Here is a 13944-nt window from a genome sequence, read left to right as displayed (position 1 = left end):
CTCCCCGATCACCTTGGGCATGACTGGTTTACCCAAACACTGGGAGTCGTCAGCTCCCGACCTTCCTACAATGGCAGGCTATGAGCCAGCCGCAAAACCTTCCTGTGTACACCCGGGCCCAAGAGCTGCCCGCCACTCTTGCCAAGCGCCTTGTCATTCTGGACGGTGCCATGGGCACCATGATTCAGCGCTTCAAGCTGGGCGAGGCCCAGTACCGTGGCGAGGGCTTCAGCGGCGTCGATGGCGCGGGCGAGCGCTTCAAGGACTTTGCCTATGACGTGAAGGGCAACAACGAGCTGCTGTCCATCACCCGCCCGGACGTGATCCGCGACATTCACGAAAAATACCTGGCCGCCGGAGCCGACCTGATCGAAACCAATACCTTTGGTGCGACCACGATTGCGCAGGAGGACTATCACATGGCCGATCTGGCCTATGAAATGAACCTCAAAAGCGCCCAGCTGGCCCGCGCCGCCTGCGACAAATACAGCACGCCCGAACACAAGCGCTATGTGGCCGGTGCCCTGGGCCCCACGCCCAAGACCGCCTCCATCAGCCCCGATGTGAACGACCCCGGTGCGCGCAACGTGACTTTTGAATCGCTGCGCCAGGCCTATCTGGAACAGACGCTGGCCCTCATCGAAGGCGGCTCCGACGTGATTCTGGTCGAGACCATTTTCGACACCCTCAACGCCAAGGCCGCCCTGTTTGCCGTGGACGAAGCCTTCGAGCAGACCGGCCAGATCCTGCCCATCATGATCAGCGGCACGGTGACCGACGCCTCGGGCCGCATTCTGTCGGGTCAGACCGTGACCGCCTTCTGGCACAGCGTGCGCCATGCCAACCCGCTGTCCATAGGCCTGAACTGCGCCCTGGGTGCCACGCTGATGCGCCCCTATGTGCAGGAGCTGAACAAGGCAGCGCCCGATACCTTCATCAGCTGCTACCCCAATGCCGGTCTGCCCAACCCCATGAGCGACACCGGATTTGATGAAACGCCCGAGATCACCAGCCGTCTGGTGCATGAGTTTGCAGCCGAAGGCCTGGTCAACATCGTGGGCGGCTGCTGCGGCACCACGCCCGATCACATCGGTGCCATTGCCAAGGCGGTGCAAACCACCACCACGCGCAAGCTCTTCTATCCGGCTGAAGCCTGATTTCAAGCCAAACACGGCTCAAGCGCTTATCCATCAGGCGCTTGTAGCTCTGTTTTTGATAGCTCAAGCGCGGAACGGCACAATGGAGCAATCCCTGTTTTGCGATTGATCCCGGATCGTCATGACTGCGCCTCTGAGTCCCGTCCTCCCCGTGCTGCCGGTGTCTGCCCCTACCGGGCAGGCGCAAGCGGCGGCAGCTGCGTTGACGCCTCTGCCCGCAGCCGCCTTGGCTGCAGCAGGCCAGGCGCAAGCCACGACGCCCGCAACTCCGGTGACCAGCAGCGTGCAATGGTCGGCGCAGACCTTGCAAAACCTCAAGCTGCAGGCCTTTGAGTATTTGATTGCCCAACTGGCTCTGCAAATTCAGAGCAGCCCCGGTGCAGCGCCAGCCACCTGGCCCACCCAGGGTCTGCCAGCGACCACACAGCAGTTTTTGCAGAAGTTGCTGGCGCAGATCCTGGTCACCATTCAAGGCCAGACTCAACCCTTGCAGCTGCTGGCCGGGCAGCAGGGCTCGGTGGCCTTGATGCAGGCGCTGGTGCAGGCCGCTTCTGCCCAGTCCGGTCCCACCGCTCCCAGATCGGCCTTGCAGACGGCAGCCGCACTCTCTCCCACGGCCGCAGCCGCGCTGGAGCAAGCCGGGCGCAGCCCGGAAGTCACCGCTTCAGCTCCCCGCCTGCCGCTGCTGCAAAACTGGCTGGTACAACAAGGCACGCTGCTCACCGCCCAGGGCGAGCGCGGCTTTTCGCTGACGCTGCAAGTACCTGCTGCATGGGCGCAAGCCGTGGGTGCTGCTGCGCCTTCAGCCAGCCAGATACCTGGCCCGGTGCCAGGCCCGGCACCAGGCCTGGCTCCCATGCGCTTGCCGTTGGACAGCTCTGCCCTGCCTGCCTTGCCCAGCGGCCCGCTGGCACTGGTGCTGCAGCCGCAGGCAGCGGTTGCCGGCGGCACTGCAGGCTTGGCCACCAGTGCCCTGCTCTGGCTGGAGTTGCAGCCGGTCAGCGCCGCAGCTGCGCCCTCCACGCCGGCGCAGCTTGCCAGTCTGCCACTGACCATGCAAGCCCCCGCACTGGCCCAGGAAGTGCAGCAACTGCTGCAGAACAAATCGGACCCCTGGCTGATGATGGCCGCAGCGCAGGCCGCTAACGCCTTGCCCATCCCTCGCCGCAACAACGAACACCGCTCGCATCTGTGCATGACCGGCGGCTGCCAGTACCAGGGCCTGGCACCGTGCGCCCAGCCGTTTTGCAGCGAGATGAACCGCATCTGGGCGAGCACAGGCGTGGACGGCCGCAACGGATAGCTGCGGCGAAGCGCATGGCGCTTGCAGTGAGTATTTGCTGCTGCCCGCTGTGACCTAAATCAATCAGGTCATAGAAAATTCGCTCATATTTTTGAAGCACTTGGTGATGTGAGCACGCGCTTGTCACTTTATTACATAGTCTTTCAAATGCGGCTTCGTTTTCCGCTTTCCAGCAGCAAAGCGCTTCCTAGAATCCCCCGGCTCATAAGACGAGGGAGTTCATGCAAAAGCTATATAAGGCGGCCTTTTTAGGCACGCTCATCACTTTTTTGGCAGGATGCGGAGGAGGCGAAGACGGGGGTAATTCAGTTTCAAAACCGCCAACAGACAATGGCCAACCCTCCATCCCGATAGCACCGCCGGTTGGTGGTGGCAGCGAAGGCGGCAACAACGGTGATGCAGGCAGCGGTGGGAATGGCGGGTCCGACGTTCAGCCTCCTGCCGTGGTTCAGCCTTATCCAGAGCCGCTGGGCGGCAAGTACGCCATGCTCAAGGCTCTGGGCTTTTACGACCATGACAAGACCGGCCAGGATCGTGCGGTAAGAAACGACCTGGGCGGCAGCCTGCCGGCCATGGTGCAGTTTGCCCAGAGCCACACGGTAGACCCTTCGGGAAATACCGCCAGGCATATGCCGACCTTGACCAGCGAGCGCGAAGCGCTGCTGCTGGTCACGCCCGATCCATCGCTGCAGGACGTGAATGGGCTGACGGTGACGGTATCCGTGAACGGGCTCAGCATGGGCACGCTGCAGCTGCGCCACCCCAACGAGATATTCCGCTCCGACTATGCCAACCAGGATGGTCGCCCTGACTATGTGTACTCACGCCGCGCCTGGTCTGCGGTGCTGCCGTGGGACTGGGTCAAGCCTGGCCTGGAATTGCGGGTCAGCGATGCCAAAAACCGCAGTGGCACGCTGACGGCGAATGCGATTGAGTTTGCCGCACCGGCCGAGCTGGTGGTGCACAGCATTGAGCTGGGCATGTTGACGGATGCGCCATCGAGCTCCGACGATCACTGGTTTCTCAATCAGCCAGCCAAGGCTGCGACGGATTACTTTCAGACCGTTCCGCTGGCCAAGCTGACGGCCGCATATTACGAGCGCGTGCGGCTGAGCAAGGTCATGGTGGCCAGCGGCAGCATTTACGAAACCGCCAGCGCGGTCACTGGCGGCACGTATGACGGCGACATGCGCGAGAACACCGCCAAAGCCACTTTCAGCACCGGCATCAACCTGGCCAATTTTGGTGTCACCAGCTCGGGCATGCAGTCACAACAGCAGCCTCAGGTCTTTCAAAGCGCGGTGGCTCACCATGCTCGTGGTCTGTACGCAAACGGCGTACAAGGCCACGGCCTTAGCGGCGGCAACGGCATTCTCACGCTGTATGCCACGCGGGGTAACGAGTTCAGCCATGAGATCGGCCATCACTATGGTCTGGGGCATTACCCGGGAGAGCAAAACGGCAATCGTTTTTGGTCGGGTCACCACCATGACAGCGGCTGGGGCTATATAGGCTATCGCAAACGCATGCGCGCCAATCTGCACTGGACTCGGGCCAAGGATGCGGGCTTAGAAGGCATGCCGGTGTTTGAGAACACTTACAGCTTTGCTTCGGATGCCATGTCGGGCGGTCATTATGAAAGCGCACTGTCCCTCTATACCCACTACACGGGCTATAGCACGCAGATGAAGATCCAGCCCAGTCTGGACAAGCCGGTACTGACTCCAGGCTCTGCCACGGGTTACACCAAGTGGAACGCCAGCTCCCGAAGCATGCAGGCTTTTGCTCCCGCCGTGCCCACGAATCAGTCCACCGTCTGGTACAACAGCGCCAGCGGTCTGTTTCTGGCTCCACGCCTGCAAGGCGTGCCGGTGATCACCTTGCTGGGCGGATATGACCCCGAGACCGACAAGGCGCTGATCTATCCCGCTGCACGCAGCAACTGGGGCAATGTTTTCGAACTGCCACAGCAAGCCGCTTCCAAGACCGAGGCGCGTCAGTGCTGGCTGGATGTGAGCTTTGCCGGTCGCGCCAATCAGCGCATCGCCGTGGCCGGCAAGCGCATGCAGACCGGGCTTGTCAACAAATTGCATGTGAATCTGGCGCAAAGCGAGCAACCCACGGGCGCCCAGTTGTACTGCCAGACAGGGGCGGCCAGCCCCAGCTTGCTTTACACACTGCAGATTGCGCAGAACCTGCCGGTCATGCCCCCGCCGGTGGTGGTTGGCAAGGGCGCTGCTTACACCGCGATCCGCAAGGTAGAGCTGCCCGAGCTGGAGAAGGGATTGCTGGCGCTGGAAGGCAAGAAGGTGCTGGCACTCAGCAGCGCCGACCAGCTGCTGTACGACAGCTATGCCGATTACGCGCGTGAGCTGGGTGCTGGCGCCTACCAGCAATTCGAGCGCTACACCGAGCAAAAGCAAAGTGCACAACGCCTGAATCGCTGGCTTGCGGCCTATGCCGACCAGCTGGATCAGCCGTCGGCACAGCTGGCCTTGCTGGCGCTCATCCAGAAGCTGGGGCTGAATAGCCAGCCCTTGATTCCGGCCGCCCAATCCATGCTTATGCCCAACGGCAACTGCATCCAGAAAGTGGGAGCCAATGTGCAAGTGGCGGGCAAGAGCCTGTGCCGCGGAGATGTGAACGAGCAGTGGATTCTCGATGGTCGCGGCAGCATTCGCAGCCGTGCTGATCTGGGAATGTGCCTGACGGATCAGGGCGGCAACAGCGCCATCAAGCTCCAGGCCTGCGACATCACCAAGGACAGCCAGGTCTGGGACACCAGCGTTGCCAAACGCATTGCGCGCGGCAATCGTTGCATGGACTTGAATACCGGGCACCTGACCAACAATGTGGGCACGCTCATCACCTACGGTTGCAACGGCGGCAGCAACCAGCAATGGAATGGGCTGGTTGCGGGCGACAGCATGGTCATGAGCTTGCTCGACAGTGACAAGGTGCGCTATCTGGAAGCCTTGGCCAACACAAGGCGCTGAAAGCAGGCCTGCAGACTGAACAGCTGAATAGCTGCTGACGGCGGGCTGGACTTGCGCCAGGCCCGTCTTTCATAATTTCGAAACCACCTATTTCTAGGTAGGTCTTGGATTTCATGGCGCGGCACTACAACAGGCATTGCGCACCAAGAATCCGGCGGCTCTTGCCGCCGCTGTCATACGGGGACTTCGCGCCCCTCTCTCTCAACCAAATTTCACTGTGGCCTGCGTGCCATGGATGAAGTCATTTGCTTTCAAAAAAGGAATATCTGCCGCATGCATCGCAGTCATTTGCTGTCCCTCGGTTGTTTCACGATTTTCTCCACGGCCCTGCCCGCAGCTGCCCAGTCTCAGGTCAGCATCAACGGCCTGCTCGATGGCGGCATCTACCGGAGCTTTGACGGCACCGGCCAGGCAGGCACGATTCAGCGCAGCCATCTGTCCATTGCCGGATATGAAGATCTGGGCGGCGGCCTCAAGGCCAGCTTTCGCCTGAGCACCCGCTTTGACCTGGATACCGGCCTGACGGAAGACCACGGCAAAAAACCGTTCTGGCATGACGAATCCTCCGTTGGACTGCAAGGCAGTTTCGGCCACGTGCGCCTGGGCCGCGCGCTGTCGGCCATGTGGTCGCAGGACTGGAAGTTCGACCCCTGGGGCAACTTCAACCGCATTGCCTCGCCTGCCTGGCATCAATGGCATTACCTCACGCCCACCAACCGCTACAGCAATAACGGCACGGCGGAATACGGGCGCATGGCCAATGGCATCTTCTACGACTCGCCCACGGTGGGCGGCTTTACCTTGCACCTGAGCGCATCGCCGGAGCGCACCGAAGTGCCGCTCAGCCTGCGCCGCGAAGGGCGCGGCTACTCGGCCTCGCTCAATTACGACTCCGACAGCTTGAGCGGCATGCTGGCCTTCGAGCGCAACAGCAGCGGTGACAAGGACAGTTTTGCAGCCCTCAAATACCGCTTTGGCGCCGCCGCCGTGATGGGTGCCTGGGACTATAGCCGCACGGCCCAGAACGCCAGCACCGCCAAAGCTCTCACACTGGGTGCCACCTACCAGATAGGGCTGACCACGCTCAAGGCCGGCTATGGCCGCCAGCGCCTGCAGGCGCAGAGCAACCATTTCTATTCGCTGGGCGCGGACTACGCCATGTCCAAACGAACGACGCTGTACGCCAGCCTGGGCCGCAAGAGCTATGCACACCGCGCAGACTCAGGCACCTCGTTTGGTCTTGGCATGGCCCACGCGTTTTAAGAAGGCGTTGGCGAGCTGCTCGGCGCACGTCCGCGCTATGAAAGATGACAGGAATATCACCGTGCTGTCCTGATTCTGTGGGGTTCGGCTTTCTAGGATGAAGCCATCTACTCACCACATAGCCAAGCCATGTGAGGTCTAGGTTTCATCCACATCCATCAGGAGTCGCAACATGTCCCAACGTCATCTGTCCATTTCCTTGCTGCTTGCCAACGCTGCCGCTGTGGTGGCCCTGGGCCTGCCCGGCCTGGCCTCTGCGGCCTACGAGCACCCGACCACCACGGAAAAAGGTGTCGTCGTTCACCCCGACCATTTCATCAGCCAGAAAACGCGTGACCAGGTCAAGGCGGAGACAGCGGCTGCGATGCGACAAGGCCTGCTGGCCTACGGTGACAGCAACTACCCCATGCCTATCGCCGCCAAGGGAGCAGGCAAGACACGTGAAGCCGTGGTCAATGAGCTGCGCAGCGAAACGCCGGCACAGCGTGAGGCACGCAACCGGGCCATGGCGGGTTAATGGCCGCTAAGCCCAAAGGCGTACCAGACGCCACCGAGGCAGAGATAAAAAGGCACCGAATCCAGTTCAGGAAACGGTGCCTTTTTGCGCTGAGTAAGGTTTAGAGCGCGATTGGTCTTTCACACCTGCCGCAGAGTGCTGCGGCTTTGCAGCTGCAGGCCTATTTGCCCTGGCCTTCAATCACCTTGGGCACGCGCGGGGCCACGGCGCACATCAGCTCATAGCCCAGGGTGCCGGCGGCGGCGGCCACCTCGTCAATCGGCAGCACTGCCCCGTTGCTGGCGCGGCCCCAGAGCGTAACTTCGCTGCCCAAACCGGCCTTGGGAATGTCTGTCAGATCCACCGCCAGCATGTCCATGCTGACCCGGCCCAAAGTGCGGGTGCGCATGCCGTTGACCAGCACCGGCGTGCCCGTGTTGCAGTGGCGCGGATAGCCGTCGGCATAGCCGCAAGCCACCACGCCCAGGCGCATGCAGCCTTCGGCCTGGAACTTGGAGCCATAGCCCACGGAGTCACCAGCCTGCAGCTCCTGTACGGCAATGATCTTGGAGGACAGCGTCATCGCGGGCTGCAGATTCCAGTGCGCGATATCGTGCGCAGGGAAATCGGGCGAGCTGCCATACAGCACGATGCCGGGTCGCACCCAGTCGCAACGCACCTGGCTTTGATCGCCATGCAGCATGGTGGCAGCGCTGTTGCTGATGCTGCGCTCGCCGGGCAGGTCCTCGGTGATCTTGTGGAAGATTTCCAGCTGCTGGTCCATGCCATGGTCCACATCGGCATCGCTGAAATGGGTCATGAAGGAGATTTCGTCCACCTGAGGTAGAGCATTCAGGCGCGCATAGGCCGCGCGAAAGCGCTCGGGCGTGAAGCCTAGGCGGTTCATGCCGCTGTTCATCTTGAGGAAGACGCGATGGCCGACCTGGGTCTTGTGGGCGGCCAGCCAGTCGATCTGCTCGTCGCAGTGCACGGTATGCCAGATGGACAGGCGCGAGCACAGTTCCAGATCGCGGAGCTCGAACACCCCTTCCAGCAGCAAAAGAGGCCCGCGCCAGCCCAGAGTGCGCAGACGCTGCGCTTCGTCCAGGTCCAGCATGGCAAAGCCATCGGTCGCCCGCAGGCCTTCGAACACGTTTTCTATACCGTGGCCATAGGCGTTGGCTTTGACCACGGTCCACAATTTGGCGTCGGGAACGGCTTGCTGTACCTGTGCCAGATTGTGGCGAACGGCTTCAGGATGTATGGTGGCAATGATGGGGCGCGGCATGTTTTTTCTCAGTCAGACCTACGGGATTCTGGCACTGTCAGCCCGGGACTGCGTGATATAACCGCCAGTCACTTGTCACGGGGCTTCTTATTTCTCGGCATCGCCCCGGCCGATGCCGATTTCAGCTAATCCATGAAGCGCGGTTTCTACACCATCATGTCGGCGCAGTTTTTCAGCTCGCTGGCAGACAACGCCTTGTTTGTAACCGCAGTAGAGCTGTTGCGTGCCAATGGCGCCCCCGAGTGGCAACGTGCCGCCCTGGTGCCCATGTTCGCCCTGTTCTATGTGGTCCTGGCACCCTTTGTCGGAGCGTTTGCGGACGCTCTTCCCAAGGGGCGGGTCATGTTCATCAGCAATGCCATCAAGGTGGTGGGCTGCCTGATGATGCTGTTCGGCCATCACCCGCTGATCGCCTATGCGGTGATCGGTCTGGGCGCCGCGGCCTATTCCCCTGCCAAGTACGGCATCCTGACCGAGCTGCTGCCGGCCTCCCAGCTGGTCAAGGCCAATGGCTGGATCGAGGGACTGACCATCACCTCCATCATCCTGGGCGTGCTGGTGGGCGGCCAGTTGGTGGGCCCCATGATTTCCCACCATCTGCTGGCCTTCAACTTCCCCTATATAGACACCGGCGTGGATACGCCTGCCGAAGCGGCGATTGCCGTGCTGATCCTGATCTACGCCATTGCCGCCTGGTTCAATCTGCACATTCCGCTGACCGGCGTGGCCATGCGCCCCATGCGTCAGGACCCGAACAAGGGTCTGCTGTCCAATATCGTCGGTCTGCTGCCCGACTTCTGGCTGTGCAGCAAGCGTCTGTGGGCCGACAAGCTGGGCCAGATTTCGCTGTCCACCACCACCTTGTTCTGGGGTGCGTCGGGCAATCTGCGCTACATCGTGCTGGCCTGGGGCGCTGCGGCTCTGGGCTATAGCACCACCCAGGCCTCGGCCCTGGTCGGCGTGGTTGCCATAGGCACGGCCGTGGGCGCGGTGGCAGCCTCCATGCGCATGCGCCTGGACAACGCCACCAGCGTGATTCCGCTGGGCATACTCATGGGTCTGCTGGTGGTGTGCATGATCTATATCGACAACCTCTGGCTGGCCGTTCCCTTTCTGATCGTGATGGGCGGCCTGGGCGGTTTTCTGGTGGTGCCCATGAACGCGCTGCTGCAGCATCGGGGCCATAACCTCATGGGCGCGGGCCGCTCGATTGCAGTGCAGAACTTCAATGAGCAGGCTGCCATTTTGGCCATGGGCGCTTTCTACAGCCTCTCCACCAAGTTCGGCCTCTCCGCTTTTGGCGCCATCACCGTCTTCGGTCTGGTGGTGGCAGGCATCATGATTCTGATAGGCATGTGGCACCGCAACAATTGCCGCAAGCACCCCCAGGAAATCACCCGCCTGCTGGATATTGCCCGCAAGGACTGCCACTGATTCCCGCAGCCCACCAGGCTGCATTCACGAAAATCAATAGCTTCTAGCCCTTGCCGGACAAGGGTTAGAAGCATTTTTTATGCATAGTCCACTCCCTGTTTTTGCTCTGCTGTTCAACGCCCTGATCTGGGGGCTGTCCTGGTGGCCGTTTCGCCTCATGCATGAAGCCGGCCTGCATCCGCTCTGGGCCACGGCGCTGATGTATGCGCTGGTACTGACGGGGCTCATCGCTTTGCGTCCGGCCAGCCTCAAGCAGGCCTGGCAGTACCCGGTGTTGCTGCTGCTGGCGGCCAGCTCGGGCCTGAACAATGTGGCGTTCAACTGGGCCGTGACCGTGGGTGACGTGGTTCGCGTCATCCTGCTGTTCTATCTCATGCCGGCCTGGGCCGTGCTGCTGGCCTGGAAGATTCTGGGCGAGCGTCCCACGCCCGCCGCCTTGCTGCGCCTGCTGCTGGCCTTTGGCGGCGTGGTGCTGGTGCTGCTGCCCGCCGATGCATCGCTGACCGGACTGGTGCAAGGTCTGTCCCTGGCCGACGCACTGGCCGTCTTTGGCGGCTTCATGTTTGCGCTGACCAATGTGCTGCTGCGCCGCTTTCAGGGCATTCCCAGCCAGGCCCGCATGCTGGCCATGTTTGCGGGCTGCATGAGCATGGCACTGCTAACGGCCTTGACGGCCAACAGCGCCGGTCTGGTGCCGGCCTTCCCGGCATTCAACACCCACTGGGCAGCCGTCGCCGTGCTGCTGTCCGTCTTGCTGATGGTGGGCAACTGGGCGCTGCAGTTTGGCGCATCGCGCCTGCCCTCGGGCGTGACGTCCGTGGTCATGTTGTCCGAAGTCGTCTTTGCCAGCGTCTCTTCGGTACTGATCGCCCAGGAGCAGCTTGCGGCTCGCACCCTGCTGGGCGGCGCCTGCATCATGAGCGCGGCGCTGCTGACGACGCTGGGCAGAGCGAAGAAAGCCTGACCCCGCCAAGCCAGAGGGGCAACCCCTCAGCGCAGACATAGGCCCGGAGAAGGCTCCGAGAAGTTAGACCAGCTTTCCAGCCAAAATCAGATAGCCCGGCACCCAGCCCGTGAGCACGCCCTGGACAATGCACAGCCAGCCTGTCATGCGCTCAATGGGCTTTTTCAGCGCCAGCAGGGCAAAGAACAGCGCCCAGAGTACAGCCCAGGCCGCCCAGTTGATGCCCATCCACCAGTCCAGGCCGGTTTTCGCGCTTGTCAGCGTGTCAACGGCCACGGGCACGGCCGTGATTGCCACAAACAGACTGAACCAGCCCAGACCCCGCCCGTCAGCGCCTGAGAAGCGGTTGAAGGCCACCCACAGATAGGTGAAGGCAAACAGCAGCGTGAGCGCTCCGCTTTTGACGGACGCAGCATCGGCTGCCGGCCCGAAGATGCTGGCCAGCCCTATGCACAGCGACACCACGCCGGTGAAGATATTGATGACCCAGATTTCCTTGTCGGCAATCTTGCCCAGCATCCACAGGCCGTTCAAAAACAACACGGCGCCCACATAGAACAACGACAGCCCCAACCACATACCCGTCTCCTTTTTCATTTCGTCAACAAACCACTGTGGGCGGGTTGATGCATGAAGTCAGAAGAACCGCGCACAGCACAAGGCCTGCCGCCCTCAGGTCAGGGCTGCAGTCCGGCAATCGTCCTCGGGCCCACCTGCGCTGCGGCTGCTGCGCGCCTATGGCTGCAGTGCCGCCTGCGGGGCAGGTATGCCGCAGCCGCCTTGAGCTGGCGGTCTGCGGGCTGGTGATGTGATGCAGGCTTTTTCCGGCTTGCGGGCCTGCAAGCTCAGGCTATCGCCTGAAGCGAAGATCAGGCCGCTTTTTGCTGACGGCGACGGGCGCGGTCCAGCTGCTGCGCCACCTGGCGCGGGTTCATGCCATACATCTCGGCAAAATCCTGCTCCGAAGTCTGACCGCTGAGCGTGAAGGAGCGCAGCAGGGCTTCGTCCTTGGCGGCACGGGCATCGGCTTCGGCCAGCGCATCGGCTACCAGCGCATTGGTGGCTTCGTTCTTGCCGAGCACGCGTTCGGCATAGTCTTCCCGCGCGAGGCCGGAGGCTTCGTAGGCGACGACGATGCGGTTGCGCAATTTGGGCGTCAGGTCTTCGGCCGTGCGCTGCTGGCGGCGACGGAAGACTTCGATCAGAGCATGGTGCACATGCTCGGGCAGCGTGGCTTCCACGGGCTGACCGCTCAGGTCATGACGGGCCTGGCCCGATGCCATGGCAGCCAGATAGCGACCGGAGCGCGTGTGCTGCTGCAACGCAGACTTGAGCGCTTCCTTGTCCAACTCGGGGTGGGCCGCCAGCAGATCTTCGAAAATGCCGCGCTTGAAGGGCAGCAACTGCTCGCCAAACAGGGCCGGGTGCCACTGCGCCAGCTGCTCTAGCAGCGGGTTCAGCGGACGTGGCGCGGCTTGGGCCTGCTCGGCCTGAGCGGGCTTGCCAGCATTGCCACCGCTGCGGCCACGGCCGCCGCGACGCGAGCGCTGACGAGGCTCTTGATTCTGGTTGGACACGGCTGTGCCTTGCTGCACGGCTTGCGCAACGTTCTGGGCCTCGGGCTGCTCTACAGCGGCCTGGGCATTGTGTTCTTGTGGTTCAGACACGATTTCAGTCATGGCAAAGCCCGTGGGCTTGGGGAGAAACAAAACCCCTAATCATGCCAGCATTGCAAACTGCAGTGCAAAACGGGGGTGCAAAGAGCCCTGGGGTTACCGGGTTCCAGCGGCTGACAGCGCCTCATCGATCAGCTCTATCCAGTGCATGACGGGCACCTGCGTGCCGTTTTGCAGATGGACGATACAGCCCATATTGGCCGAGAGAATGGCGGCCGGTTTTTCGGGGGCAAAAGGCTCATCCAGTGCGGCGATCTTGCGGTCGCGCAGCTGATGGGAGATTTCGGGCTGCAGCACCGAATAGGTCCCGGCCGAGCCGCAGCACAGATGCGACTCGGTGCGGGCCACGCGCACATCGAAGCCCAGCTCGCGCAGATGCTTCTCCACGCCGCCGCGCAGCTGCTGGCCGTGCTGCAGCGTGCAAGGCGGGTGGTAAGCCACGGGCGCCTTGGGTATTGCCAGCTGATCTTTCAACCGGGTCGCCAGTTCGGGCAACAAATCAGGCAACAGCTCGCTCAAGTCGCGGGTCAGCGCGCTGATGCGCACGGCTTTTTCCGCGTACTGCGCATCGTGCTTGAGCAGATGGCCGTATTCCTTGACCGTCACGCCGCAGCCCGAGGCATTCATCACGATCGCCTCCACCTCGCCGCATGCGACCAGCGGCCACCAGGCATCGATATTGGCGCGCATCTGGGCCTTGCCGCCCTCCTGGTCGTTGAGGTGAAATTTCACCGCCCCGCAGCAACCAGCCTTGTCGGCAATCACGGATTGAATGCCGGCCGCATCGAGCACGCGTGCTGTGGCGTAGTTGATGCGCGGCATCATGGCCGGTTGCACGCAGCCGGCCAGCATCAGCACCTTGCGGCGATGCTCCCGCGTAGGCCAGTGGCCGGCCTGCTGGGCCGGCGGAATTTTTTCGGCCAGTGCCTCGGGCAGCAAGCCGCGCACGGCACGGCCTAACGACAGAGCGGGCGCAAACAGCGAGGACGTCATGCCCTCCTTGAGGGCCCAGCGCTGCAGCTTCTCGCCCAAGGGGCGCTCAACTTGCTCATCCACAATCTTGCGACCTATATCGACCAGATGGCCGTACTGCACGCCGCTGGGGCAGGTGGATTCGCAGTTGCGGCAAGTCAGGCAGCGATCCAGATGCTGCTGCGTGGCGCGTGTGGGCTTGTGGCCTTCCAGTACCTGCTTGATCAGGTAGATGCGGCCGCGCGGGCCGTCCAGCTCATCGCCCAGGGTTTGATAGGTGGGGCATGTGGCCGTGCAAAAGCCGCAGTGCACGCATTTGCGCAGAATGGCTTCAGCTTCCTGGCCTTCGGGCGTGGCACGGAATTCGGGGGCGAGATTGGTTTGCATGGGCTCAG

At 62.2% G+C, this 13944-nt stretch carries 11 protein-coding genes; 7 read left to right on the top strand and 4 right to left on the bottom strand.

The annotated features are described in order from the left end of the window. Positions 1 to 80: 80 nt before the first annotated feature. The 5 genes from EAO39_RS01940 (at position 81) to EAO39_RS01920 (ending at position 7236) form a co-directional block, all read left to right on the top strand. Positions 81 to 1157, top strand: a complete 1077-nt coding sequence (locus EAO39_RS01940) for a homocysteine S-methyltransferase family protein (RefSeq protein ID WP_120965730.1) — start codon at positions 81 to 83, stop codon at positions 1155 to 1157. Between the two features lie 121 nt (positions 1158 to 1278). Continuing rightward, positions 1279 to 2460, top strand: a complete 1182-nt coding sequence (locus EAO39_RS01935) for a Fe-S oxidoreductase (protein WP_120965728.1) — start codon at positions 1279 to 1281, stop codon at positions 2458 to 2460. A gap of 443 nt (positions 2461 to 2903) precedes the next feature. Next, positions 2904 to 5456, top strand: a complete 2553-nt coding sequence (locus tag EAO39_RS01930; RefSeq protein WP_205589335.1) for a M66 family metalloprotease — start codon at positions 2904 to 2906, stop codon at positions 5454 to 5456. A 273-nt stretch (positions 5457 to 5729) separates the two neighbouring features. Then, positions 5730 to 6719 (top strand): porin, encoded by a 990-nt coding sequence (locus EAO39_RS01925; RefSeq protein ID WP_120965724.1) that lies wholly within the window; start codon positions 5730 to 5732, stop codon positions 6717 to 6719. Between the two features lie 172 nt (positions 6720 to 6891). Next, positions 6892 to 7236 (top strand): DUF4148 domain-containing protein, encoded by a 345-nt coding sequence (locus tag EAO39_RS01920; protein WP_120965722.1) that lies wholly within the window; start codon positions 6892 to 6894, stop codon positions 7234 to 7236. Between the two features lie 160 nt (positions 7237 to 7396). Here EAO39_RS01920 and alr read toward each other — a convergent pair whose 3' ends face one another. Further along, positions 7397 to 8503: an alanine racemase gene (gene alr / locus EAO39_RS01915; protein ID WP_120965720.1), complete on the bottom strand. Its 1107-nt coding sequence runs from the start codon at positions 8501 to 8503 to the stop codon at positions 7397 to 7399. A gap of 132 nt (positions 8504 to 8635) precedes the next feature. Here alr and lplT point away from each other — a divergent pair, with 132 nt between their 5' ends. Continuing rightward, positions 8636 to 9937 carry a lysophospholipid transporter LplT gene (gene lplT / locus EAO39_RS01910; RefSeq protein ID WP_120965718.1) on the top strand — a complete coding sequence of 434 codons (1302 nt, stop codon included), beginning with the start codon at positions 8636 to 8638 and terminating at the stop codon, positions 9935 to 9937. Positions 9938 to 10016: 79 nt separating this feature from the next. After that, positions 10017 to 10901 carry a DMT family transporter gene (locus tag EAO39_RS01905; RefSeq protein WP_120965716.1) on the top strand — a complete coding sequence of 295 codons (885 nt, stop codon included), beginning with the start codon at positions 10017 to 10019 and terminating at the stop codon, positions 10899 to 10901. 63 nt (positions 10902 to 10964) lie between these two features. Here EAO39_RS01905 and EAO39_RS01900 read toward each other — a convergent pair whose 3' ends face one another. The 3 genes from EAO39_RS01900 to glcF form a co-directional block, all read right to left on the bottom strand. Next, positions 10965 to 11480, bottom strand: coding sequence for an AmiS/UreI family transporter (locus EAO39_RS01900; RefSeq protein ID WP_120965714.1), 516 nt, complete (start codon positions 11478 to 11480; stop codon positions 10965 to 10967). A gap of 290 nt (positions 11481 to 11770) precedes the next feature. Continuing rightward, positions 11771 to 12568 (bottom strand): ProQ/FinO family protein, encoded by a 798-nt coding sequence (locus EAO39_RS01895; RefSeq protein ID WP_240466872.1) that lies wholly within the window; start codon positions 12566 to 12568, stop codon positions 11771 to 11773. 105 nt (positions 12569 to 12673) lie between these two features. After that, a complete protein-coding gene (gene glcF / locus EAO39_RS01890; RefSeq protein WP_120965712.1) occupies positions 12674 to 13936 on the bottom strand; it encodes a glycolate oxidase subunit GlcF in 1263 nt (420 codons plus the stop codon). Positions 13937 to 13944: the final 8 nt, after the last annotated feature.

This window comes from Comamonas sp. lk (genome assembly GCF_900564145.1).
Taxonomy (GTDB): domain Bacteria; phylum Pseudomonadota; class Gammaproteobacteria; order Burkholderiales; family Burkholderiaceae_C; genus Comamonas.
This window is presented reverse-complemented; position numbering and strand designations above follow the sequence as displayed.